Source organism: Candidatus Alkanophaga liquidiphilum (assembly GCF_053996935.1).
In genome coordinates, this window is sequence record NZ_JBMXYC010000041.1 from 1 (window position 1) to 21,708 (window position 21,708).

A 21,708-nucleotide genomic window follows, 5' to 3' on the forward strand; every position below is an offset into this window, starting at 1 on the left:
CTTTTCTTATTGGAACACCTTTCATCCGCTTCGCTTTCTTGTATAGCCACTTCGCATCTTGCTTGTATGCTGAATATACACCTCTGTCTTCTCCCGTCTCAAGCCAATGCTGGAAGTTATCATACTCCCTATCGAGTAACTCCCTCTTCCGCTTCGTCAGACCTACGAGCTTGCACCTGACCGTCTTCCTTACTTCCATCATTTTTAGTATAATCTTCTTACTTAAAAACTTTCCCACACACCTCCCCTGCTGCCGCCTCCTTAAGGAGGGGATTAGCAGCAACGTCGTCCTAAAAATTTAGAAAAAAGGAAAAGAAAAAGGACAACCTTGCTCTGAGGTGGCTGCTCTTCCCATATCATAAACCCAACTCTGCTATCGCCTCGTCATAGAGCGTCGTGTTGAATAGATCGTCTCTTGTGAGCAGTCTTTCCGTGTAGCCGAGTTCGTAGAGAACTCTTGCATATTCAAGGGTGCAGTTAAGCCCTATGTATGGGTCATAGACCCATGTTCCGTCCCATGTGTCGAGCGAATACTCAACCTGAGAGACTTCCCAGCCACACTTCCTTGCATAAACCTCGGCAGCTTCGTCAGGATGCGCCCTGCAGTATAACGTTGTATTTATGTGTGTCTTTATAATCTGTTTCACAATTTCAGGATGTTCTTCCAATAGCTTTTCGCTGACGAGGAGGCAGCAGCAGGCATGATTCGGCCACATCTTGCCGGAAGGCACGACCATCACGCCGCTCCCTTCAAGCTCGATAATCGCCGGATATGGCTGCGGCAAGAAAGCAGCGTCCACAGCACCAGCGCCCATTGCGGTGACGGCGTCGCCGGGGCCCATGGCTACGATATCAACGTCCTTTTCGGGGTCTAATCCGTTTTCCAGTAGCCATCTCTTCAAAATAGTGTCCTGAATGGAGCCGGGCGGGAACGTTGCTATCTTCATGCCACGCAATTTTTCAGCGGTAAAATTCTCGGCAAGCTCGGGCTTCACGACGAGGTGCGAGCCGTTTATCTGGACTCCTGCTACAATCTTCGCTTTAAGACCCTTATCGATGGCAGTGATTGGGGGCGTCGCACCGACGTAGGCGACGTCGATGTCGCCGGCGAGCATCGCTTGCATCTCTGGCGGTCCCGATGGGAATTCCGCCTCAGTGACGCAGACCACGCCGAACCTCGCAAGGTCGTTCTGCCACCAACCTTCCTCCATCGCCACCATGAACGCAACTTGATGCGTGCTTGGCTGGTAGCCGAAACGTATCGTTATCCCCTCCTCAGGAGGTGGAGCGATGCAGCCGAGAGAGAACGTCACAACTATTACCAGCAGACAAAAGACGATTGCCTTCTTCATCGGCTTTCTTCTTTGCTGAACAGATATTTATACTTAATGACCGTTTATAGGGAGGAGGTAAACGGCGCCTGTTAAGGGGTGTGTTTCCACTATTACGTCCACGCCAAATGCCCTTTTTATATTCCCTCTCGTTAAGACTTCCTTTGCGGCACCTGCCGCGATTATCTTGCCGTCGTTCAGCAGGACGAGTTCATCGCAGTAACCAGCTACGAGATTCAGCTCGTGCGACGCTATGATCACGACAAGCTTTTTCTCTACAGCAAGTCTCTTTATGATTTCCATTATTTCAAGCTGGTATCTCAGGTCGAGGTTTGCGGTCGGCTCGTCCAACAGCAAATACTTCGGCTGCTGCGCCAGTGCTCTTGCGATAAAAACCCTTTGGCGTTCGCCGCCGCTGAGCGTTGTGATCGGGCGGTCGGCGAGGTGCCAGCAGTCGGTCAGCTGCATGCACCCCTCCGCTATTTTTAAGTCCTCTTCCTTTTCAAATTCAAAACGGCGGAGGTGCGGATTCCTGCCCATCAACACGACTTCCAAGGCGGTGAACTCGAAGTTTGCGGACGTCTCCTGCGGGACGACCGCAAGCTCCCGTGCGAGCTCCCTGACTGAGAACTCCGAGACCCTCTTGCCGTCGAGGAAGACGACACCGCCGTTAGGCTTGAGTGCCTTACTAATAATTTTCAGGAGCGTCGTCTTGCCTGAGCCGTTCGGTCCGAGCAAGCCGACGAGCTTTCCGCATTCTATCCTTAAGCTCACCCCTTCGAGTATTTTCTTCGTCTGCCTCCCGTAGCCATAGCTAAAATGCACGTCTACAACCCTAAGCATAACCCATCTCCCTCTTACGCCGCAGCAATAAGTAAATAAAGAAGGGAACACCTGAAATCGCAGTGATAAGCCCGACGGGGAGCTCCAAGGAGGAAACTCTCACAAGAGCATCCGCCCATATCAAAAAGGACGCACCCACGAGCGCCGAAGCGGGCAGAAGGATACGATGGTCAGGACCGACGACAAGACGGACTGCGTGCGGCACCATAAGCCCGACGAAGCCGATGGTCCCGCTGACTGCGACTGCCGACGCCGCTGCCACCGCCGCAAGCACCAAAATCGCACGCTTCACAATCTCGACCTCGATGCCGACGTGCAGGGCGCTTTCTTCACCGAGGAGCATGGCGTTGAGGTCGCGTGCGAAGAAGTAAAGAAGAAAGGTGCAGGCGACTATAGGGAAAACAGCAGCCTCGACCCGCCCCCAGCTTGCGAGCCAAAGCCCACCCAGCATCCACGAGACTATCTGATGCCAGTCCCGAAGCGTTAAGTAAAGGATAAGCGTGGAGATGGAGTGGAACAGGAAGGAGGTGGCAATTCCCGCAAGCAAGAGCGTGTCCACCGGAATTTTGCTGCCAGTCCTTGCGATGTTATAAACGAGGAAGACGGCGAGGAGCGAGCCGAAGAATGCAAAGACTTGCTTTGCGTAGGTGCCCGCAAGCAGCGAGAGCGGCAGGCAAAACGAGAGCGTAACGCCGAAAAGCGCACCCGAAGAGATTCCGATGACGTAGGGGTCAGCCATCGGATTTTTGAAAAGCCCTTGGAGCGCCGCGCCAGAAATTGCGAGCGCCGCGCCTACAATGGCGCCAAGAACGACTCGTGGCAGCCGTATTTCAAAAATTATTAGTTTTTGTGTCTCAGCAGCGGCGTCCGCATGCACACCGAGCTCTAATCCGAACTTGTTTAAGAAGTCGCAAGCAGCGAGCTTGAAGGCGTTAAGAATCGCAGAGGGGCTTATATATGTGGAGCCGACGGCGGTTGCGAGCACGACGCTCAACAGCAATGCCAGAGTGAGCACTAAAAGCGTAAGCCGCCAGTGCCGCACCCTCTCCAGTAAGTATGCGTGCTTTACGCCCTCCCCGACGACGTGCGCGCTCGTCTCCAGCACCCATACCCCGATTGCCATTTAAGTAAAAAAAGATTTTGTTTTGTAAAAATGAGTTAAGTAGCTTCTAGGGCTGGCGGCGTTCCGCGGGCATGCTACGTTGCACGCTACGACCTGTAACATTAATTAGCAGTAGTCCCGATGAATGAGCAGATGCAGCTCGGCACGACGGTTTGGTATGGGGACCGCCCGTTCGAGGCGGCGGTGCGGAAGCTTCATAGCATCGGCTTCGACTATTTCGAGCTTGCTCTCGACTACCCGCTCCCAGGATGCATGAACGCCGCCGCAAAAGCATCCTTGAAGGCACTCCTGCGGGACTTGGGGATGAACGTGGCGTTCCACGCTCCATTGGACATCTTCGTTGCGCAACCACGTCCGGAAATATTTGAAGCTAGCCTTAAGGTCATGTTGAGGAGTGTAGAGTTCGCCGCCGCCTTCGAGCCGCTATACTTCAATTTCCATACTACGTTCCGGGTTTCGACACACTTCTTTAAAGACGTCCGTGAGCGGATTAAGGAGTGCGGGCTGGCGGCGTGTAGGGAGATTGCGGACGCCTGCGGGAGTTTGGGTTTCCCTGCATGCGTGGAAAACGTGTTCGTACCGCTTGAGCACGCTGACCTTCTCGCCGAAGCGCTTAATTTCGAAAACCTTTGGCTCACCTTCGACGTCGGGCACGCCATCCTCGCAGAAACTGCACATGAGAAATGGAGTGCTGCCAAAAAAACAACGGCCGCGGCAACGAAAACTACGAATGCTACGACGAAAACGACTGCGCAACGGTCTGTGGTTGCAACGCACGCCGACGCTGGCAGCTCGGCAGGCGAACTGAAAGAAAAAGCTCTGATTTACCTTGAATCTTGGCTCTCCCGCTTTGGGGGCAAAGTTTTAGTCGTGCACCTCCACGACTGCGCAACGGTCAGCGGGGGCTTCGAGCGTGGCGTGCCGAGCGTGGACATACGGCTGCAAGACCACATCTCGCTCGGACGGGGCGAGCTAGACATCCCCGAAATTCTGAAAATGTTTGGTAGCTGCGAATACATGCTCATCGAGACCTTTTGGAAAGACAAGCATAGACTGAAAGAAGTTAGCTATGAGGATTTGTATGAGAATCTGACTTTCGTCAGATACACCTTACAAAAGCGAGCGAAGCTTTTTTGCTACTGAAGTATATGAAAAAAGGAGAGCGTGAGATGAAAGAATATGATGTCATCATTGTAGGAGCGGGACCTGCAGGGCTATTTGCGGCAAATGAGCTCAAGGGCAGAGCAAACGTCCTCATAATTGACATGGGGAAAGGTGTTGAGGAGCGGAACTGCCCGATGGAGCTGACTGGCGTCTGCGTGGGATGCGAGCGCTGCGGCATCATGTGCGGCGTCGGAGGCGCCGGGACTTTCTCGGACGGCACTTTGAATTTGCGTCCGGACATCGGCGGCGACCTTGCGGAGATTTGCGGTGACGAGGAGCTGGGGTGGTGGCTCGTCAGATACGTTGATTCCGTGTTCTTGAAGTATGGGGCGCCGCCTGAGCTTTACAAGGGCGAAAAAGAGGAGATAGAGGAGCTAAAGCGGCGAGCAATGTCTGCAGGCGCGAGGTTTGTCGAAATAGACCAACGACATATAGGCTCCGACAACGCCAAATCTGTCATAAAAAACTTTGAAGCTGACCTGCGGAGCGAGGGCGTTGACTTCTTGTTAAACACTAACGTCGTGGACATACTTGTCGAGGGGGGGAAATGTAAGGGCGTAGTCATCGAGAACGAGAGCGGAAAAAGTTTGGTAATGGGAAAATGCACGCTTCTCGCCCCCGGGAGGGTTGGAGCGGCGTGGATGGAAGAAATCGTCAAGAAGCACGGAATAGAGGCGGCGCACGCCGGCATTGATATTGGGGTGCGTGTTGAGGTGCCTGCCATCATCATGGACCCCATAACGAAAATAAACAGGGACCCGAAGTTCCATATAAGGACGAAGCGTTACGACGACTTTGCAAGGACCTTCTGCACGAACGAGCATGGTTTCGTCGTGAAAGAGGTTTACGATGGCTTTGTTGGCGTGAACGGGCACTCTCTGAAGAATAAAAAATCAGAAAACACTAACTTTGCGTTCCTCGTGCATGTCGAGCTTACAGAACCAGTTGAGAACACCACGCTTTATGGGCGGTCGGTCGCCATGCTCGCAACCACCATCGGCGGCGGCAAACCCCTCATCCAAAGGATGGGCGACTTACGCAGAGGGCGCCGCTCCACTTGGGACCGGATAAAAAGGAATTTGGTGCAGAACACGCTCAATGACGTCACGCCCGGCGACATTTCGATGGCGCTCCCGCACCGCATCACCATGGACATTATTGAGGGATTAGAGAAACTTGACGAGGTGATTCCGGGCGTCGCCTCCGACTCCACGCTCCTTTACGCTCCCGAAATAAAATTCTATGCAATGAGGATAAACGTGAACAAGAACATGGAGACGTCCATCGAAAATTTGTTCGTGGCGGGCGACGGCGCCGGTCTTTCAAGAGACATCGTGAACGCCGCCTCCACCGGCGCCCTCGCGGGCTGGGGCATCAAGGAAAAGTTAGGTATCGGTTGAGGGCACCATGATTCTAAGCCCGTTCGTAACGGCTGAGGGGAACGAGTATGGAAAATTATGGCGGTTGGAGTTTTAAAATTTTAGATGTTAACCTCAGCAACGAAAACATAAAGGAGAAAAAGCTCGATGTGGAGACTGCACGCAAGTTCTTAGGTGGCAGGGGGCTTGGCGTAAAGATTCTCTGCGATGCCTCTCGCAAGCACGGTATCTTCGGGGCTTTAAGCGATAAAAACCCGCTGGTTTTTGCCGTAGGTCCGCTCACGGGCTTGGCGCCGATGTCCGGGCGGCACGTCGTCATCTCGAAGTCGCCGCTCACCGGCACCGTCTTTGATTCCAGCGCTGGTGGCTTCTTCGGCGTCGAGCTAAAGTTTGCAGGCTACGACGCTGTCATCGTGCGTGGGCGTGCCGAGCGTCTTGTTTATCTGGAAATTGAGGACGAGCATTGCGAGATAAGGGATGCAGAATTTTTAAAAGGGAAGAATATTGCGGAGACGACGGCAGCGCTAAGCAGAGATGGGAGCAGGGTAGCGTGCATCGGGCGTTCGGGCGAACGCCTCGTGAAATTCGCCAACATAATGAGTGACATGCGTCATGCTTGCGGGCGTGGAGGGCTGGGAGCGGTCATGGGCTTTAAAAACTTGAAGGCGCTCGTCGTGCGTGCCAGTCGTGAGCGGAAGGCGTGGTGGAAGCAGAACGGCGTCGCCGACGCCGAAAAGTTCAAGGAGGCGAGAGAGGAGGTGATGCGACTGTTGCGGGCAAGTCCGGTGCTGAAAGCGCTTTCCTACTACGGGACGGCAGCCCTCGTTAACCTCGTGAACTACATGCGCATCATGCCGACGTTCAACTTCCGCCGCAGCTTCTTCGAAGCCGCCGAGAATTTGTCGGGCGAGACGATTCGAGAGAAATACGAGTTGCGGAGCCGCTCCTGTTACGGTTGCTTCGTTGCTTGCAAGCACTTCACGAAAGCAGGCGTTAAAATTCCTGAATACGAAACGCTTTGGGCTTTCGGTCCGGACTGCGGCAACTACGACCTCGAAAAGGTCATAAAGGCGAACGAGCTTTGCGATGACTATGGCATCGACACGATTTCGTGCGGCGGGACGCTTGCGTGTTACTTTGAGTTAATAGGACGTTTTGACGCCACCGACGCAAATGCTGGCAAGAACACGGGCGTGGACATCGTGCAGCTCGTTAAAAGCGTCGGCGAGCGAGAGGGAGTCGGCGCCGAGCTTGCGGAAGGCTCGTTACGGCTCGCAACAAAATACGGGAAAAAAGAGGTAAGCATGAGCGTGAAAGGCTTGGAGTTGCCGGGTTACGACCCTCGTGGCGTTTTCGGACAAGCGTTGGCGTATGCGACGTCGAACCGCGGCGGCTGCCATCTCAGAGCCTATATGGTTTCGCCTGAAATCATCGGGAAGCCGAAGCTCGTGAACCGCCTCACGTTCGACGGGAAGGCGGCGCTCGTCATCATCTTCCAAAACCTCGCCGCCGCTATAGACTCTTTCGTGCTGTGCAAGTTCTCGTCGTTTGCGTTGAGCGAGGAAGAATACGCAAAGCTTTTAAGTGCAGTAACCGCCTCCGATTATAAGGCAGAAGACGTGCTAAACATCGGTGAGCGAATCTGGGGTTTGGAGCGCATGTTCAACTTAAAGCATTTAAGACGGCTCGAAGACACGCTTCCGAGGCGGTTTTTCGAGAGCTTGGACGAGAGGGCGTTTAAAAAGGCTCTCCAAGAATACTACCACTTACGGGGGTGGGGCGCCGATGGAATTCCTACGACTGGGTCCTAAGGGCTACGTGGCTGAAATTTTCAGCTCGTTCCAGGGCGAGGGCCCCTACGTCGGACGCCGCCAAATATTCGTGCGGTTTGCGGGCTGCAATCTGAACTGTGTTTACTGCGACACGCCCTACGCCAAGGAGCATACGAAGCTCTGCAGCATCGAATTCCACTCCGGCGAGAGACGAGAGGTGAAAAACCCGCTGAGCGTGACGCAGGTCGCTGACAGCGTGCGTCGCCTCCTGACACCTGACGTCCACAGCGTCTCCTTCACCGGCGGCGAGCCACTGCTCCAAGATGCTTTCGTGGTGGCAGTCGCAAAGTCCTTAAGAGAGAGGGGATTGAGCACGTATTTAGAGACAAATGGGTTCTCGGCGGAACGCCTCAGCAACGTCATCAAGCTCTTCGACTTCGCTGCTATTGATGTAAAGTTGCGTGAGCACCTCCCCAGCGACGAAGGCTACGAAAACCTCTACGAAAACGAGCTTAAATGCGTCAGAATCGCAATAGAAAGCGGAGTTGAGACCATAGTGAAAGTAGTGGTGCTTGGGAAGGGGGACTTAGGCGATGTGAAGAAGCTCTGTGAGGACATTTCCGAGTTTGCAACTGCCGCCCCGAACTTTTACTTCGTCATACAGCCCGTCACCTCGCCTAACGGAATTAAACTCTCAGCAAGCGACCTATACGGATTTTCAGAAGCCGCAGGTGAGTTCTTCAAGGACAGGGTAATGGCCATACCGCAGGTCCATAAGCTGCTAAAGGCGCCTTAGAGCACACCTACGCCGCTCTACAATATGCCGCCGTCAGAACCATTGGTCTATCCTCGTCTGTCCCCGCTCAACCTCCGCAGTCATTTTTCCCCTCGCTTTTGCCCTTTTCCTCCGCTCAGCCCCACTGCGCTCGGCGGCGCCGCCCTTTAGCTTTTCAATTGCCTTTTCGACACGTTCCTCCGAGAAGTCGTGCTCGTCGCACAGGAACCTTTTTATTGCATCCTCGTCAGGCACTGCCCACGCAAGCTTGTAGTCATCGGTCACGTCCGGCTCCAAGAAGATGCGACGCACCTCCTCGTAGTCTTCGATTTCCTTGCCGATTGCGGAGAGGGCGGCTTCGAGGCTCCCGTGCTCCTTTATCAGCTTGAGCGCCTTCTTTGCGCCAATGCCCTTAATGCCGTCGTTGAAGTCGGTGCCTATGAGGATAGCAATGTCCACGAGTTGCACTCTTGTGATGCCGAGCTTTTCGAGCTGACTCAGCTCTATAAGCTCAGGACTTATTTCAACACGCCGTCCTGACGGCAGTTTTCTTTTCCTACTGATGCTCAGGTTTCTGACGAGGAGAGGGGCGCCGAATAGCAAAGAGTCGTAGTCCTGCGACGCCACATAGTCAGCGTCGCCCCGCCGCACGATGTGAGCCGCCTGTGCTTCCCCCTCCGAGGGCGCCTGCACGCACGGTATGCCCATATAGCCGAGGAGCGTCTTTGCATCCCGTATTATGGCTTCATCGACCTTCGCCGACGCCTGTGCATATTTGAAAGCTTCTTCAGGCGCTACTTCTTTGAGTTCTTCCCAAAGCCGTCGAGCTTCTTCTCGGTGCGCCGCCCGCTTTTGGAGGGTTTCTGCCTTCAGCCTGTGCGGCTCGCCGTCGAAGACGAACACTAACTTTATTCCTGACTCCACAAGATTAGATGTTCGGTAAATCAAACCTGAGAGATGGGATGTGATTCTGCCCTTTGAATCCATGAGGGGCGTGCCGTCGGGTTGCCTTATTATGCTGAGGAATTGGTAAAGGGTATTATAAGCATCTACCGCCACAACCCTACCGGCGAGGCTCCCAAGACTCAGCTCTTTAGGCACGAAAAGACTGCCTATGTCCACACCCATTATCCAATTATTCTTTTGATATCTTAAGAATACTTGCCTACTATCAATACTTACACTAAATCCGTTTCAGGGTCTTAACGGCGGCAGATGTTCGAGCTGAGTTGCGTGCGAGGGTAAGCTTCGACCCCAACACTCATGGCTAAGACTTACCCTCGGAGCTGAAGATCAATGCTCCTTTGAAATGAACGCACCCCTTAAAAGGGATGCATCCACGCACGGTGGAAGAGGCGTCCACGAACTTCAATCGCACCGTCGAGAGGGTAACGGTGCGTCACACATACTTTATCATACGGAACTCCTTCATCTTCTTCAGGAACTCCGCAACGTCCTTCTTCAAAGTCTCACGGTCAACGTCGTATTCCGCACAGATTGCATCTTCTATGTCCTTGACCGTGTGCTCGCCGTCGCACATCTTCACTATCAAAGAACCAACCTCGTTCGCCTCGTAAAGCTTCCCCTTCCTAACGTCCATCACTATTATCCCGGTCTCACTCTCTCTCGTTATGTATTTCGCTTTCTCTTCTATGCTAAACGTATCTTTGAGCTTGGGCTTCTTATTTTCCTCCATCATATTCACACACCTCTTAGCAATAGATCGCTTTGGAGTTGGGCACTACCACTAATCCTCCAACCTTCCTATTTAAAAATTTTCTTTCATACCCAACACTTATTATCCTAGCCCTAAGTTTAGTATATGTTGCTGCCTGAGCCACAAAGGGAGGGGAAGATTTTCTTAGAGGAAGCAATACGCAAGAGAAAATCTCGTCGGCGGTTCAGCGTGCGCAGCCTGACGGCGGCGCAGCTCTCCCAACTTATATGGGCAGCGAAGAAAATACCGTCGGCGGGCGCCCTTTACCCCTTGGAGTTATATGCCGTCATCGGGAAAGACTGCGTTGAGGGTGCAGACGCCGGCGTCTACCGTTGCGAAATAGGCAGGATAACGTTGCATAAGCCTGGTGACTTACGATTAGAGCTTGCTAGCGCCTGCCTCCACCAGATGTTCATCGCCGAGGCGCCGGTTTCGTTTGTCATCGCTGCCGAATACGAGCGGACGACCCGAAGATACGGCGAGCGTGGCATCAGATACGTTTTGATGGAAGTGGGGCACGCCGGTCAGAATATATACTTACAGTGCGAAGCTTTGGGGCTCGGAACCGTAGCAATAGGCGCCTTTTATGATGACGAGGTCTCATCGGTCCTAAACTTGCCGAAAATGCACCGCCCGCTCTACGTCATGCCCGTCGGGTATGCAAGAGAGCTTTAGTCAAAATTGGAAAAACAAGATGGAAAAAATAAAAAAAAGTTATTTCAAGCAACTGAGATTTCCGTAAAACCGAGGTCGCTGATGACGTTAGTAAGTGGCATGTTTGTGGCTTTTGCCAGTGTCGAGGGCGAGTATATGCAGGTAGCAGCGTCCGTAGCCACGATGTCGGCGCCGCTGCGTAGTTGCGCATACCAGACGAGCGCAAACGGCGCGCCTCCCCAGTTGCTGACGGATATGCTCATGCTGTACGTGCCGTCGTAGCCCGGTGGTATTGACAACGTGCTTATCTCCCTCCAGAAGCGGAACTGCGGTATACCTACGTAGATGTCGAGAGTTAGTGCGCTGTCCGTGGGGTTCGTTATGTCGTAAGAGACTATCATAGTATCGCCAGGCGAGTATTCCCACGTGTTTGTCGAAACGGAGACCTCAGGCTCTGCCGCAGCACCATATTCCAAGGCGTTCCTTATTATCGTCTTGAGGATTGTGTAATCGGACGCCCATGTCCAGTAGTCTTCGGCAGGCGAATTTATGAACCATATCAAGATGCCGCTTCCGATGTTCTTCGTCACGAGCGCCGGGTATCCATCGCCGTTCTCAGCGACGACCGTCGCTGTAGCGTCCGTTATCCTTAGCATGTAATAAGTGGCGCTCACGTCGCCGAAATTATAGCTTGCGGGCAATCCTGCCGCCAAAGGATGAGTGGGATTTACGACCTGAAGGTGTGGCGTGCCCGTGACGGTCGTCCAGTAATAGTTGACAGTATCTACGTCGAGTAGGTAAGTGTCTATGTCGGAAACGACGTTGCTCAAGGAGCTGCCGCCGAGATATATGAGTTTGCCGCCGCCGGCGACGAAAGCTGCAAGCTCATCCATGTTCGTTCCCGAGACCATGCCGCCGTCACTCGCCTGTATCACCACGTCGTATTGTGAGTAATCAATGCTCGGTGGTGCGTCGTATAACTCCCAATCGTAAAAGTCGTAAGTATAGCCAAGCTCGTCCAAAGCATTGCACACCGAGTTCTCCACGTCGAGGCCGGTCTCTATAACGAGAATGTCAGCGCCCGCCTTTACGTATTCCGAGGCTTTAGTGACTGTCGGCTGCTGCGAGGCGCCTGTGTCGCTGTATGCCGCGAATACCGAGCCACTGAGGAAAAAGATTAACAACAACCCTAATAAGAGCACTTTCCTCATAGATTCACCTCCTTCCTGCTAACGCATCTGAATTGGCGGTTCAGCATAAATAACTTATGGAGGATACTAATGGACTTTAGGTGAAAGAATAATGAGCAGACATGTTATAGAGGCGAGTGGTAAAACGAGGATAGTCATAGAAAACGGGGAGATAAAGGAAATTGAAGAGCCAAAGCTTGAATATTGCCCAGTTCAAGACATTCTTCTTGGTGTCAAGCGGATAAGCGTCGAGACGATTAGGCGGGGAGTGGCGCTGCGGGTCGAGCGTTTCGGGATGTGCACGCCACGCCGCGTCATCGAGCTCGACGACGACCTCGTGGCGTTCGGCGCCTCCGAGATTTTCAGCAGCGCCGTGCGTTCGGGGCTGCTCGACGCCGTCGTGCAGGTCTGCGACGGCGCCGGCACCGTCGTCGCCGCCGACTCTCGTGTCGTTCAGGGCATCGGCGGCGCGATGTCCGGGCTCGCCGAGACGTCGCCCATCCCCGAGGTCATCAGAAAGCTTAAGACAAAAGGCTGCATTATTCTCGATGAGGCGAACGCAACGATAGACCAGGCAAAAGGCTTAGAACTCGCGTTCGAGAAGTACGACAACGTGGGCGTCACTGTCTGTAACCTCGATGATGCGAAACGGTGTAGAGAGGTGGAAGCTGCGAGGCAAGCTGCCGGCGAAAAGAAAAGTGCGGTGCTCTTCGGCGTGCACGTCACCGGGATGAGCGAGGCAGAGGCTAAGAAGTTTATGGAACTTGTGGACCTCGTGACGGCATGCGCCTCCAAGCACGTGAGACACTTCGCAAGCAATGCCCTCCTCCAGTTGGGCGTCGCAGTTCCCATTTTCGTGCTTTCGGAGAAAGGTAAAGAAGTAGCCTTAAACAGAATAAAGCACATAAAGAGACAAATTTTGATAAAAACGGGTGAGCTACCGGAGTTGCCAGAGGGGCGTCAACCGAGACCTCTTCTCTAATGTGTGACGGAGTGGTACCAGCTCATCACGTATTCGGGGAGCTTGAAGCCCCGCTTGTAGAGACGCTTCACGAGCTTCAACGGCAACGGGCTCAGGAGGAACGCCGCCCGCTCGTAGAACTCTACAGGCGATGCCCTTATCATGAAGCTTTCGGTCATTTCTGAAAGTGTTGAGCGTCTGCCCACGATGGAGTAGGTGTATGCGCCGAAGGCTTTGAACTCTTCACACCATTTTAGGACGGGGTCGGTCTCGCCGCTCCATGAGATGGAAATGAGGATATCGCCCGCCCGCGGCTTCGGCGCCAGCGGTCCTGCGAGGTAAGCTTCGTCACCGATCGCTCGCTTCACGTGCTGCAACCGTATCACCGTCATTCTCGCCACTTTCCTTGCCGGTCCGAGTCCGCCGATGATGACGTGTCCACGACGCTCCATCTTCTCGATGAGACACTCGTGCGGCTCTGACGTCACGTATTCGTCAATCAGCCGCCCCACCACCCGCATCTCTTCTTCCATTTTCCTGAAGACCGCTTGAGCGTCTAACCCCTCGTTTATCGCCTCCTTCGTCTTCTGCATCAGGAGCATGCTCCCCAGCTCGTAAATGTCGTTCATGATTCCATGCTTTAGAAACTCCTCGGCGCTATTCGGCGCCTTCTCACGTCCTTTAAGCTCGATAACCGTGCCGAAGTCCTTCTCGTTAACTCTACCTATCGAAGATTTTGTGTTTGAAACGATGGCGTCAATCGTGAATTTTTCGCTCCCGGTCCCTTCTATGTATTTAATAAGCTGCTCCACAGTCCTTTTCGGAATCGAAGTCTCGCCGCTCCCGGAATTGACGACCAAAGCTATCCTGTCGTATTCCTTTTCAAGAATCGGCGCCGCCTCCTCGATGTTCCGCCCCGGAAAGTCTATGTCGTCTATCGTCTTTACTTCCTTGCGTATTTGACCCAACCCGATGTAGAGGGCGCACTGCGAACGCCCCTCGCCGACGGGGATTAAGCAGTCCGCCGCCGCGATGTCTTCGTAGAACCTCGCAAACTCGTCCCGCCGAACGCACATCACGTTCTCAAATATTGTGTTTATATATTGCTCCTCTTTACAGACTCTCATCCCAGACTCACACAACTGCCTCTTATTTATGAAATTTTCGGTTTTTCTCAAATAAATCTACTGCGAAAACTCAACAGCGTCTCTCTTAGCTACGTTCTTCTTTGCGAGCGACAATCAATCCTTGAAATACTCGTTCACTCCGCTTAGCTCGAATTTTTCTGCGGCAAGCACGTTCCGTATAAACCTGAATATTTTCATGCGCACCTCGGTCGAGATGTGAGGATACCAAAGCGGTGATGCTATCACAAGCCCTCTAAAGGCGTAAAACGGCTGTATCACCTCTAAAAGTCCCTCGTCTTCACTTCGCTCCAAATACTTTTCGAAAAACACGTCGAAAAGCTTTTTAAACTCCTTTTCGAGCTTGCCGTATTTTAAGAGCGAGCAGAAAATATAGTTTATGGTCATGGAGGAGACGTCGTCGGCGGCTTCGCCCCACTCGCCCCTGCTCCTGTCGAGGACTGTGAAATCTGTGCCTTGGCGGAAAAGCACGTTCCATGGATGAAAATCACCATGAACAACGCAAACCCTATGCGTTTTTTTCCTCAACCGCCACCGCCACTCCACGCAAATCTTCTCCAGCTCTAAAAAATCGTCTTCGGACATGAAGTCGAGGCAGCTCGTGCCGTCTGCGAAATAGCTGTCGACAAGTCCGAAGATGCATTCACCATGCCCAACAAGCTCTCTTACACGCCTGACATAGAGCGCTCTGTGCTGCTCGCCCCCCCTCTCAGCGTGTATTTCCGCAAGGTATTCTGCGAGCGCCGCTGCCCGCTGTTCATCGAGCGGTCTAAGCCCTTCCTTGCTTATCCTTTCCAGGTCTTTGTAATATTCCACCCCCTCCGCCTTTTCGCAGAGCAAAAAGAATTCGGCGGCATCGCTTACTGACTTTAAAGAGCCGTCATGTGCGAAATACCCGACGTCGAGCGCCCGGACGTGCTTCCGTAGCTTGTTGAAAGCGGAATACTGCCAGAGGAGGACTTGAGCTCTGTCGGCGAAGTGCTCGTGCCCGAACTGGTCGCCCCGCATCGAGGACAGCACCGCCTCAGTTTTTTTGCCCTGCACCTCGAAGACGACGAGGTAGGGCTTGCCATAGCCGAAGCCCTTTAGTTCTTGCTCACCCTGCGGTGCGAGTTCGCCCACTCTCACTACATCCACGCTCGCTCCAAACTTCCTCTTTAAATATTTGTGTATCTCCTCCATCGCCTCATCCCCCTCTGGATTTATTGTCCTGCAGCTCGACGGCGAACTCCGCCTCGTCCCGTGCCATACTTTTCCTCAGGCTCAAAAACCTTCTTGCCCACGACTTTGCCGTTAAGCGTTCTGAAAAAGCAGGAGCGATAACCGGTGTGGCAAGCGCCGCCGACCTGTTCGACCTTCAGGAGCAAAGCGTCGCCGTCGCAGTCCACTAAAATCTCCTTTACGATTTGCAGGTGCCCTGAAGTTTCGCCCTTTTTCCAGAGCTTCTTACGACTCCGGCTCCAGTAGTGGGCGACGCCCGTCTCTAACGTCTTCTCTAAAGCCTCCCTATTCATGTGCGCTAGCATCAGAACCTCTCCAGTCTTGTAATCTTGCGCTATTGCATGTATCAGCAAATCTTCCCCCTCCCGCTCCCGCTCCCATCTCAACTCAATTTTCCGCTCCGGTTCTTTCTCAGCCATGCTACCGCCTCCTCAAGACGCTCATCACTTCCCTCTGCAAAGCGACCATCATGTCGCCGAGCAGCCCGAACACGAGGAACTGGATGCCCGAGGTTATCAAAAGCGCAGTGAGTACGGCGAGAGGCACGTGCGTTACTCCCTTAAGCCACTCCATCACCACATACGTGCCAGTGAGGAGTCCCGCGATTATGAATGCGGTGCCCAGGACTCCGAAGTAAAAGATGGGATTGTAGGTGCGTGCGAGTATGTAGATTGTGTATGCGATGCGGAAGCCGTCGCGCAGCGGGCTCAGCTTCGTCCTCCCCCGCCGCACGCCGTAGGTTATCGGCACTTCTTTTATTCGGAAGCCCTTCTTCACACACTCTATCGTCATCTCCGCCTCTACCTCAAAGCCAGGCTTCTTCAGCTCTATGCCCTCAATACACTCCCTGGTGAGCGCTCGGTAGCCTGAGAGTATGTCCCGCAGGCGAATTCCGTAGCCGAAGCCGAAAATCCTGTTTATAATCTTGTTCCCAAGCCAGTTTAGGCGGCGGAATGCTCCTTTATGGGCGATGCGGCTTCCGATAACGTGGTCGGCATCGCCATCGAATATCGGTTTTAGAAGTTGCTCAACCTCGCTTGGAGAATACGTGCCGTCGCCATCTATCATGACGATGACAGCAGCGTCCGTCTCCTCCAGGATTATGCGAAATGCTTGAATTATCGCAGCACCTTTGCCCTTCTCCTCCTGTATGACGACTTTTGCACCTTCGCCCCTTGCGATTTCAACGGTGCGGTCTGTGCTTCCTCCATCTATGACGAGGATGTTGTCGTAGCCCATGCTCTTAAACTCCCTGACGATGTCGCCGATGGACTGTTCCTCGTTGAGCGTTGGTATCAAAATGCAGACTTTTTGACGCTCTCCTGCTTTCTGGCGCTCCATTTTACCGGATATCGTTGGCGGAATACCTCTTTCTATCCAGCAGCTCCCGCTTCTTCCCCTCGTTCCAACCGCTCACCGCTTGCACGTAGCCTGTGATTCGGGAGAGGTAATCTACATTCTCAGAGCCACAATTCGGGCATTTGTCGTGGAGCCCGGGTGCGACGTGGAAGTCGTCCATACAGACTGTCAGGTCTTTCGTGAAAGCAAAGTAGCCAATTTGCGTGTTCTTGGCGATTTTCATGGCAAGGCGTTTTATGCCCTGCGGGTCGGGATAGCTCTCGCCCATGAAGATGTGGAATATATTACCGCCATCCACAATAGGGAAGAAAATATGTTCAATTTTTATGCGATCTGTCAGCGGAATATCCGCAGACGGTGGGACGTGCGTGCCGTTCGTGTAGTAAATGGGGAGGTCTCTCGTCTTTTCGATGAGCGCCAATGCCCTTTCGACATCGCCTTTAACAACTTTTATTGCTTTCTCTCTCGTTCCTTCATGCAGAAGGTCTGCAACTGCGAAACGCTGAGCGCAGCTCTCAGCAGGCGTCCTCGCAAGACGGATGTTCATGTCGTGTCGCCGGCACAACTCCTTGGCGTAAAGCTCCATCTCAGTCATCGCTCTAACAGCGAGACGCAATGCCTCTTCGGACTCGTGCATCTGCTTCCCGGTGTGGTATTGCACCATGTCGTTGATGCCGACGACGCCTATAATGAAGACGAGGTCGTCCAGATACGTGGCTACTTCGCCCTTCTCACCGGTCACGGGGTCTTTAGGGCGTTGCGTGAGGAATGGCATCCGGTTATTTTTCATAATGTAGTCCATCCACTGCCGCTTCACCTTAAAGACCTCGACGGCGAGGTCCATCATGCGTTTCAGCTCTTTAAACAGCTGTTCGTCATCGTGCTCCGCCCTGTATGCAGCTCTCGGACAATTTATGGTCACAACCTGCCAGCCGCCCATCGAGAAGTGCTTGCCATTGCGGAAATGGACCTTATCAAGGAAGTCTTCATCGTCGGGTGACGTCACGAAGTTATATGCGCAGCACTGGTAGCAGGAGACGCCCTCGCCGCCGCCCCGGTACTCAGGCATCTCGTTGTCGAAGTAAGGCGTGCCGAACTTCGCCGTAAGCTCGAAAGCTAAGTCATAAAGCTCGTCGTAAGTCGGAAGCTCAGGGTGCTTCTCGTCAAACTCCCGAACCCAGTCGTCAGGCTCCAGAAAATCCTTTTTGAGTGCGATTTCAGGCTTTGGGAAGTTAAAAGGCTTACCCCAGTAGTCGCCTTCGAGCATGACCTCCATGAGCGCCTTGAAGGTGAGGCGAACCTCCCGCTCGAACTCGCCGTAAGTGCGGAGCGGCGCCTGCTTACCATCCCAGATGCACCCCTTGTAAACAGCTGGAACAGCTCGCCAGATTTTCGGGACGCCGGGCGTGAGCTGAACCGAGCTGAACACGAGCTGCCCGCCACGAGCGACTTGCATTTGCGTCATCTCGAACACGAACATCTGCATCAGCTGCTTTATCTCCTCGTAGCTCAGACCCTCGAAATAGGGAGCAAGGAACGTCAGGAAGTTGAAATAACCCTGACCGCCGGCGCAGTTCGTTTGTGCCGCCCCTAAAACCTTGACCGCATGCAAAACCGCAACCTCCGGCTTCTTTGCAGGGCCGGCGACGGACGCCTTCACTCCAGTGCCGTCAGGCATGAGCCCGTAGTAGAAGAAATAGCGGAGGTCATGGTCCATGCAAAATGGGCGAGTCCCGAAATATTCGAGGTCGTGAATGTGGATATCCCCACTCAGATGGGCGTCGGCGAGGTGCTGAGGCATCAGCAGCAAATACTGCTCCTTGCAGATTTTGTCTGCCTTTTTCTTATGCGAAGTCTCGGCATTCTCCTGCAAATTTGCGTTCTCTTTTGCCTCGAAGCCCTCGCCGATGTCGATAAGATGTGCGTCATAGACGGGCGTGCCAACCCGCGTGCAGATGTTCTTCCACTCAGTTGCCGCATACTCCTCAAGCAGAATCATGTTCACGATTTCCCGAATGAGCGCACTTGAGAGGTTCTTAGTGACGCCCATTGCCAGAATTCTCTTTTCAGCCTTAGCCGCAATCTCACGGGCAGTCGCCTCATCTATTGGTGGAATGCCATAAAACTTCTCACTTAGCTCGGTCTCCCTGAGGAGTTGCCTTATTATTGCGTCTTTGTCCCATTCGAGGATGTGCCCGTCGCTTGTTCTAACTTTGGGGAGGCGGAGCTTAACCCCACTCAGCGTCGTCTGCACGATGTTATTTTTACGTTTTACAGCCGTCTCATGCACCCCCCTTAGCTTTAAAGTCCAAAGCATCTAAAATCCTCTTCTTTTTCAATTCCCCGCCTTCGAATATGTCGGCATACGTAAGGAATTTTTCGCCGACTTGAAGGACGGGGGCGGTGAGCGTGAAGACGCCGTGCAACCGCAGCTCCGTGAGAGCCTCGGCGGTCGTCATGTCCACCTCCTCATAGCGGACGCCCTTAGCTGCGAGGAACTTTTTTAAAAGCTCACAATTAGGACAACGCTCCGTTGTGTAAACCCGCACCTTCATCCCCACAGCCTCCTTACTACTTCCTCCTCCTTAGCTACTTTAATTTTTTTGCATTAATAGTCAAACAGCGATGAGGGAGCGTTTTATTTTCAAGGAGACGAACGTCCTGATAATCGCTGACGAGAGCGAATATGTAGAGGCGGCGAAGGATGAGATATTGCGGCAAAGGCGGCATTTGGAAGCTTTTATCCGGGAAGACCCTCTTTTCCTCGTAACTTTAGAGCGTTATGAGCTCGACTCTTCGAGGGAGCGGTGGGCGCCGGAAATCGTGCGGCGCATGATAAAGGCGGCGGCGAAGTTTAACGTCGGACCCATGGCGGCGGTCGCTGGGGCGTTGTCGGAACTCGCTGTCGAAGCGATGTTTGAAAAAGGGGCGACGTATGCCATCGTGGAGAACGGCGGCGACATCGCCCTCATCAACGACCGCCCGGTGCGCATCGGGATATTCGCCGGCGAGCACAGCCCGTTTTCAGGGAAGTTCTCGCTAAAAATCGAGCCGCAGCGCGGAATTTTGGGCGTCTGCACATCGTCGGCGACTGTCGGGCACTCCATAAGCTTCGGCGCCGCCGACGCCGCCACCGTCATTGCACGGGGGGGAGCGCTTGCAGATGCCGCCGCCACGGCGCTCTGCAATGCCGTTAAGGACGAGACTTCCGTGAAAAAAGCGTTTGACGTTGTGAAGAGGGTTGAAGGCGTCGAAGCTGCTTTAGTAATTTACAAGGACGTCTTGGCAACGTGGGGGCAAATGCCCGAAATTTTGATGGGCGTTTCCAGCTCTACACTCAGCACGTTCAGCTAAGGAGATTTTATACTTCTATTGTAAGCGCCGGCGCCGGGCACGTTACATAACGATATCATGTAGTAATATCACATTTATGTCATTCTGACAGTCCAGTTTTGCGGAACAAATAGTTTCCATGTTTGTAAGTTGCTTTTTGAAGCAATACGTTGAACTCTCTGAATTACGAGTAGATGGATATCCAAGGCATAGATTCTCCCTTCTTTGCCCACCAATTTTGCACAAGGATTGTGTAACTTCCAAGTCCACAGCCATGACGAACACATAATCTCCTGGCTATATCTCCACATCTTTCAAGATTGTTCATGCGAGGGGAGAAAAAATCGCGAAATTTGTAAGTGAGAAACATAAGTTTGAATGTAAATTGGAATCGATTTATTCATAGTAATTTTCTCCTATTTTTAAAGGTGATATATAACTCGTTATACATACATTGCATACATCCCGGGCGCAATCTAATCTCACATTCGGTTTTAATTAAGATGCCATCCCTGTCGAAGAGGGGACTTTCCGCTGATAGAGGTAAAAGAAAAGCGAGGGGTCAGCCCCGCCGCTTTCCGATCATGAAGTCCGCGATGGTGTTTTTCTGGATTTCGGAGGTGCCCTCGTAGATTTCAGTGACTCTGGCATCTCTTGCGAGACGCTCGACCTCGTATTCGGTCATGTAGCCGTAACCGCCGAGGATTTGGACTGCTTCGTAGCACACCTCGTTCGCGATGCGGGACGCAAAGTATTTCGCCATAGAGGTCAGCTTCGGGTCGATTCTCCGATTTTGGTCGAAGTTCCACGCCGCCTTGTAGACAAGGTTCTTCGCCGCTTCGATTTTCGTCGCCATATCTGCAATTTTGTGCCGAATCACGGGCATGTCCGCCAGCGGCGCGTCGAATTGCCTTCGCTCTTTTGCGTATGCGATTGCCCGCTCCAAGGCGCCTTCGGCGATGCCGAGCGCTTGCGCCGCAACCTCAATGCGGCTCTCGTCGAAGAACTCCAGCACTTGGTAGAAACCTCGGTTCTCCTCGCCGACGAGGTTTTCGAGCGGGACTCTGGCGTCGCTGAATGAAAGCTCCGCCGTAGAGGTCATGCGGATGCCCATCTTGAGCCCGAGGTCGGTGGCGTCGAACTGCTCTTTTGGCACGATGATTGTGCTCATGCCCCGGTATTTCGGCGTCGCATTCGGGTTCGTTTGACAGAGGACGATTGCGAAGTTGCAAATCCCGCCATTGGAGATGAACGTTTTCGTGCCGTTAACCACCCACTCATCGCCGTCTTTGACTGCGACGGTGTTCATCTCCGTGATGTCGGAGCCGTGGTCGGGCTCGGTGAAAGCGCCTGCGGAAATCCACTCGCCCGCACAGACTTTCGGGAGGTATGTGGCTTTCTGCTCGTGCGTCCCGAACCACTTTATAATCTCGCATGCGAAATCCGCAAGCAGGATGCACGTGCCGAGTCCGGAGTCAGCTCTGCACATCTCCTCAACGATCAGGGCATTTTCGAGAGCTCCAAGCCCTTGCCCGCCGTATTCTTCAGGGTAGTGCACGCCGACAAAGCCGAGCTTTGCAGCCTTCCGTAAGAGCTCGAACGGGTACTTATGCTCAGTTTCGTAACGTAACGCTAGTTCTCTGTCGAACTCCTTCTCGCAAAACTCACGAACGGCTTCCACAATGTCCCTCTGCTCCTCAGTAAGCTCGAAATCCATCAGCATCACCCCAACACTCCTTCA

Annotated in this window: 21 protein-coding genes; 7 read left to right on the forward strand and 14 right to left on the reverse strand. The window is 53.3% G+C overall.

Going from position 1 to position 21,708, the window contains the following annotated elements:
• The 4 genes from ACXJJA_RS05425 to ACXJJA_RS05440 form a co-directional block, all read right to left on the reverse strand.
• Window positions 1-199: hypothetical protein (locus tag ACXJJA_RS05425; protein WP_456487199.1), on the reverse strand; the 199-nt coding region annotated here is incomplete at its 3' end.
• Window positions 200-356: 157 nt separating this feature from the next.
• Window positions 357-1,352, reverse strand: a complete 996-nt coding sequence (locus ACXJJA_RS05430) for an ABC transporter substrate-binding protein (protein ID WP_456487200.1) — start codon at window positions 1,350-1,352, stop codon at window positions 357-359.
• A 33-nt stretch (window positions 1,353-1,385) separates the two neighbouring features.
• Window positions 1,386-2,174, reverse strand: coding sequence for an ABC transporter ATP-binding protein (locus tag ACXJJA_RS05435; protein ID WP_456487201.1), 789 nt, complete (start codon window positions 2,172-2,174; stop codon window positions 1,386-1,388).
• Complete coding sequence (locus ACXJJA_RS05440) at window positions 2,167-3,297, reverse strand: FecCD family ABC transporter permease (RefSeq protein ID WP_456487202.1); 1,131 nt, start codon at window positions 3,295-3,297, stop codon at window positions 2,167-2,169. The genes ACXJJA_RS05435 and ACXJJA_RS05440 overlap by 8 nt, the downstream gene beginning before the upstream one ends.
• Before the next feature lie 120 nt (window positions 3,298-3,417).
• Between ACXJJA_RS05440 and ACXJJA_RS05445 the strand changes: the two genes are divergently transcribed.
• Genes ACXJJA_RS05445 through ACXJJA_RS05460 form a run of 4 tightly spaced genes read left to right on the forward strand, consistent with a single transcriptional unit; the run spans window position 3,418 to window position 8,408 of the window.
• Window positions 3,418-4,440 (forward strand): sugar phosphate isomerase/epimerase family protein, encoded by a 1,023-nt coding sequence (locus ACXJJA_RS05445; RefSeq protein WP_456487203.1) that lies wholly within the window; start codon window positions 3,418-3,420, stop codon window positions 4,438-4,440.
• A gap of 5 nt (window positions 4,441-4,445) precedes the next feature.
• Window positions 4,446-5,861, forward strand: a complete 1,416-nt coding sequence (locus ACXJJA_RS05450) for an NAD(P)/FAD-dependent oxidoreductase (RefSeq protein ID WP_456487204.1) — start codon at window positions 4,446-4,448, stop codon at window positions 5,859-5,861.
• 47 nt (window positions 5,862-5,908) lie between these two features.
• On the forward strand, window positions 5,909-7,651 hold the full coding sequence (locus ACXJJA_RS05455) for an aldehyde ferredoxin oxidoreductase family protein (protein WP_456487205.1): 1,743 nt from the start codon (window positions 5,909-5,911) through the stop codon (window positions 7,649-7,651).
• Window positions 7,626-8,408, forward strand: a complete 783-nt coding sequence (locus tag ACXJJA_RS05460) for a 7-carboxy-7-deazaguanine synthase QueE (protein WP_456487206.1) — start codon at window positions 7,626-7,628, stop codon at window positions 8,406-8,408. The genes ACXJJA_RS05455 and ACXJJA_RS05460 overlap by 26 nt, the downstream gene beginning before the upstream one ends.
• A gap of 33 nt (window positions 8,409-8,441) precedes the next feature.
• Here the strand turns inward: ACXJJA_RS05460 and fen are convergent, their stop codons facing one another.
• Both fen and ACXJJA_RS05470 read right to left on the reverse strand, forming a co-directional pair.
• On the reverse strand, window positions 8,442-9,515 hold the full coding sequence (gene fen / locus ACXJJA_RS05465) for a flap endonuclease-1 (protein WP_456487207.1): 1,074 nt from the start codon (window positions 9,513-9,515) through the stop codon (window positions 8,442-8,444).
• Window positions 9,516-9,786: 271 nt separating this feature from the next.
• Complete coding sequence (locus tag ACXJJA_RS05470; RefSeq protein ID WP_456487208.1) at window positions 9,787-10,086, reverse strand: PqqD family protein; 300 nt, start codon at window positions 10,084-10,086, stop codon at window positions 9,787-9,789.
• A gap of 123 nt (window positions 10,087-10,209) precedes the next feature.
• On the opposite strand from ACXJJA_RS05470, the gene ACXJJA_RS05475 reads away from it, so the two are divergent.
• Window positions 10,210-10,779 (forward strand): SagB/ThcOx family dehydrogenase, encoded by a 570-nt coding sequence (locus ACXJJA_RS05475; RefSeq protein WP_456487209.1) that lies wholly within the window; start codon window positions 10,210-10,212, stop codon window positions 10,777-10,779.
• 44 nt (window positions 10,780-10,823) lie between these two features.
• On the opposite strand, the gene ACXJJA_RS05480 is transcribed toward ACXJJA_RS05475, so the two are convergent.
• Window positions 10,824-11,969 carry a hypothetical protein gene (locus ACXJJA_RS05480; protein WP_456487210.1) on the reverse strand — a complete coding sequence of 382 codons (1,146 nt, stop codon included), beginning with the start codon at window positions 11,967-11,969 and terminating at the stop codon, window positions 10,824-10,826.
• A 91-nt stretch (window positions 11,970-12,060) separates the two neighbouring features.
• Here ACXJJA_RS05480 and ACXJJA_RS05485 point away from each other — a divergent pair, with 91 nt between their 5' ends.
• Window positions 12,061-12,930 (forward strand): methanogenesis marker 8 protein, encoded by an 870-nt coding sequence (locus ACXJJA_RS05485; protein WP_456487211.1) that lies wholly within the window; start codon window positions 12,061-12,063, stop codon window positions 12,928-12,930.
• On the opposite strand, the gene ACXJJA_RS05490 is transcribed toward ACXJJA_RS05485, so the two are convergent.
• From ACXJJA_RS05490 to ACXJJA_RS05515, 6 genes are all read right to left on the reverse strand, one after another.
• A complete protein-coding gene (locus tag ACXJJA_RS05490) occupies window positions 12,927-14,036 on the reverse strand; it encodes a phosphoheptose isomerase family protein (protein ID WP_456487212.1) in 1,110 nt (369 codons plus the stop codon). The two genes, ACXJJA_RS05485 and ACXJJA_RS05490, sit on opposite strands and share 4 nt — an antisense overlap.
• A 114-nt stretch (window positions 14,037-14,150) precedes the next feature.
• Window positions 14,151-15,236 carry a phosphotransferase gene (locus tag ACXJJA_RS05495; protein WP_456487213.1) on the reverse strand — a complete coding sequence of 362 codons (1,086 nt, stop codon included), beginning with the start codon at window positions 15,234-15,236 and terminating at the stop codon, window positions 14,151-14,153.
• 20 nt (window positions 15,237-15,256) lie between these two features.
• Entirely contained in the window at window positions 15,257-15,694 is a 438-nt protein-coding gene (gene hisI / locus ACXJJA_RS05500) for a phosphoribosyl-AMP cyclohydrolase (RefSeq protein ID WP_456487214.1), read from the reverse strand.
• A 1-nt stretch (window position 15,695) separates the two neighbouring features.
• Entirely contained in the window at window positions 15,696-16,616 is a 921-nt protein-coding gene (gene aglJ, locus ACXJJA_RS05505) for an S-layer glycoprotein N-glycosyltransferase AglJ (protein WP_456487215.1), read from the reverse strand.
• A gap of 1 nt (window position 16,617) precedes the next feature.
• Window positions 16,618-18,924 carry an anaerobic ribonucleoside-triphosphate reductase gene (gene nrdD / locus ACXJJA_RS05510; RefSeq protein ID WP_456487216.1) on the reverse strand — a complete coding sequence of 769 codons (2,307 nt, stop codon included), beginning with the start codon at window positions 18,922-18,924 and terminating at the stop codon, window positions 16,618-16,620.
• Window positions 18,917-19,189, reverse strand: coding sequence for a glutaredoxin family protein (locus ACXJJA_RS05515; protein ID WP_456487217.1), 273 nt, complete (start codon window positions 19,187-19,189; stop codon window positions 18,917-18,919). Before ACXJJA_RS05515 ends, nrdD begins: the two co-directional genes overlap by 8 nt.
• A 70-nt stretch (window positions 19,190-19,259) precedes the next feature.
• Here ACXJJA_RS05515 and ACXJJA_RS05520 point away from each other — a divergent pair, with 70 nt between their 5' ends.
• Complete coding sequence (locus ACXJJA_RS05520; protein WP_456487218.1) at window positions 19,260-19,988, forward strand: UPF0280 family protein; 729 nt, start codon at window positions 19,260-19,262, stop codon at window positions 19,986-19,988.
• A gap of 541 nt (window positions 19,989-20,529) precedes the next feature.
• Here ACXJJA_RS05520 and ACXJJA_RS05525 read toward each other — a convergent pair.
• Entirely contained in the window at window positions 20,530-21,684 is a 1,155-nt protein-coding gene (locus ACXJJA_RS05525; protein ID WP_456487225.1) for an acyl-CoA dehydrogenase family protein, read from the reverse strand.
• Window positions 21,685-21,708 lie beyond the last annotated feature (24 nt).

What these genes read in the sequence shown, in the direction of transcription:
- ACXJJA_RS05515 (WP_456487217.1), bottom strand. Translation starts at nt 19,189, where the DNA reads ATGAAGGTGCGGGTTTACACAACGGAGCGTTGTCCTAATTGTGAGCTT.
- ACXJJA_RS05450 (WP_456487204.1), top strand. Translation starts at nt 4,446, where the DNA reads ATGAAAAAAGGAGAGCGTGAGATGAAAGAATATGATGTCATCATTGTA.
- ACXJJA_RS05495 (WP_456487213.1), bottom strand. Translation starts at nt 15,236, where the DNA reads ATGGAGGAGATACACAAATATTTAAAGAGGAAGTTTGGAGCGAGCGTG.
- ACXJJA_RS05470 (WP_456487208.1), bottom strand. Translation starts at nt 10,086, where the DNA reads ATGATGGAGGAAAATAAGAAGCCCAAGCTCAAAGATACGTTTAGCATA.
- ACXJJA_RS05525 (WP_456487225.1), bottom strand. Translation starts at nt 21,684, where the DNA reads ATGGATTTCGAGCTTACTGAGGAGCAGAGGGACATTGTGGAAGCCGTT.
- ACXJJA_RS05430 (WP_456487200.1), bottom strand. Translation starts at nt 1,352, where the DNA reads ATGAAGAAGGCAATCGTCTTTTGTCTGCTGGTAATAGTTGTGACGTTC.
- ACXJJA_RS05460 (WP_456487206.1), top strand. Translation starts at nt 7,626, where the DNA reads ATGGAATTCCTACGACTGGGTCCTAAGGGCTACGTGGCTGAAATTTTC.
- ACXJJA_RS05475 (WP_456487209.1), top strand. Translation starts at nt 10,210, where the DNA reads ATGTTGCTGCCTGAGCCACAAAGGGAGGGGAAGATTTTCTTAGAGGAA.
- ACXJJA_RS05480 (WP_456487210.1), bottom strand. Translation starts at nt 11,969, where the DNA reads ATGAGGAAAGTGCTCTTATTAGGGTTGTTGTTAATCTTTTTCCTCAGT.
- ACXJJA_RS05485 (WP_456487211.1), top strand. Translation starts at nt 12,061, where the DNA reads ATGAGCAGACATGTTATAGAGGCGAGTGGTAAAACGAGGATAGTCATA.
- ACXJJA_RS05435 (WP_456487201.1), bottom strand. Translation starts at nt 2,174, where the DNA reads ATGCTTAGGGTTGTAGACGTGCATTTTAGCTATGGCTACGGGAGGCAG.
- ACXJJA_RS05520 (WP_456487218.1), top strand. Translation starts at nt 19,260, where the DNA reads ATGAGGGAGCGTTTTATTTTCAAGGAGACGAACGTCCTGATAATCGCT.
- aglJ (WP_456487215.1), bottom strand. Translation starts at nt 16,616, where the DNA reads ATGGAGCGCCAGAAAGCAGGAGAGCGTCAAAAAGTCTGCATTTTGATA.
- ACXJJA_RS05445 (WP_456487203.1), top strand. Translation starts at nt 3,418, where the DNA reads ATGAATGAGCAGATGCAGCTCGGCACGACGGTTTGGTATGGGGACCGC.
- ACXJJA_RS05440 (WP_456487202.1), bottom strand. Translation starts at nt 3,297, where the DNA reads ATGGCAATCGGGGTATGGGTGCTGGAGACGAGCGCGCACGTCGTCGGG.
- ACXJJA_RS05490 (WP_456487212.1), bottom strand. Translation starts at nt 14,036, where the DNA reads ATGAGAGTCTGTAAAGAGGAGCAATATATAAACACAATATTTGAGAAC.
- hisI (WP_456487214.1), bottom strand. Translation starts at nt 15,694, where the DNA reads ATGGCTGAGAAAGAACCGGAGCGGAAAATTGAGTTGAGATGGGAGCGG.
- ACXJJA_RS05455 (WP_456487205.1), top strand. Translation starts at nt 5,909, where the DNA reads ATGGAAAATTATGGCGGTTGGAGTTTTAAAATTTTAGATGTTAACCTC.
- fen (WP_456487207.1), bottom strand. Translation starts at nt 9,515, where the DNA reads ATGGGTGTGGACATAGGCAGTCTTTTCGTGCCTAAAGAGCTGAGTCTT.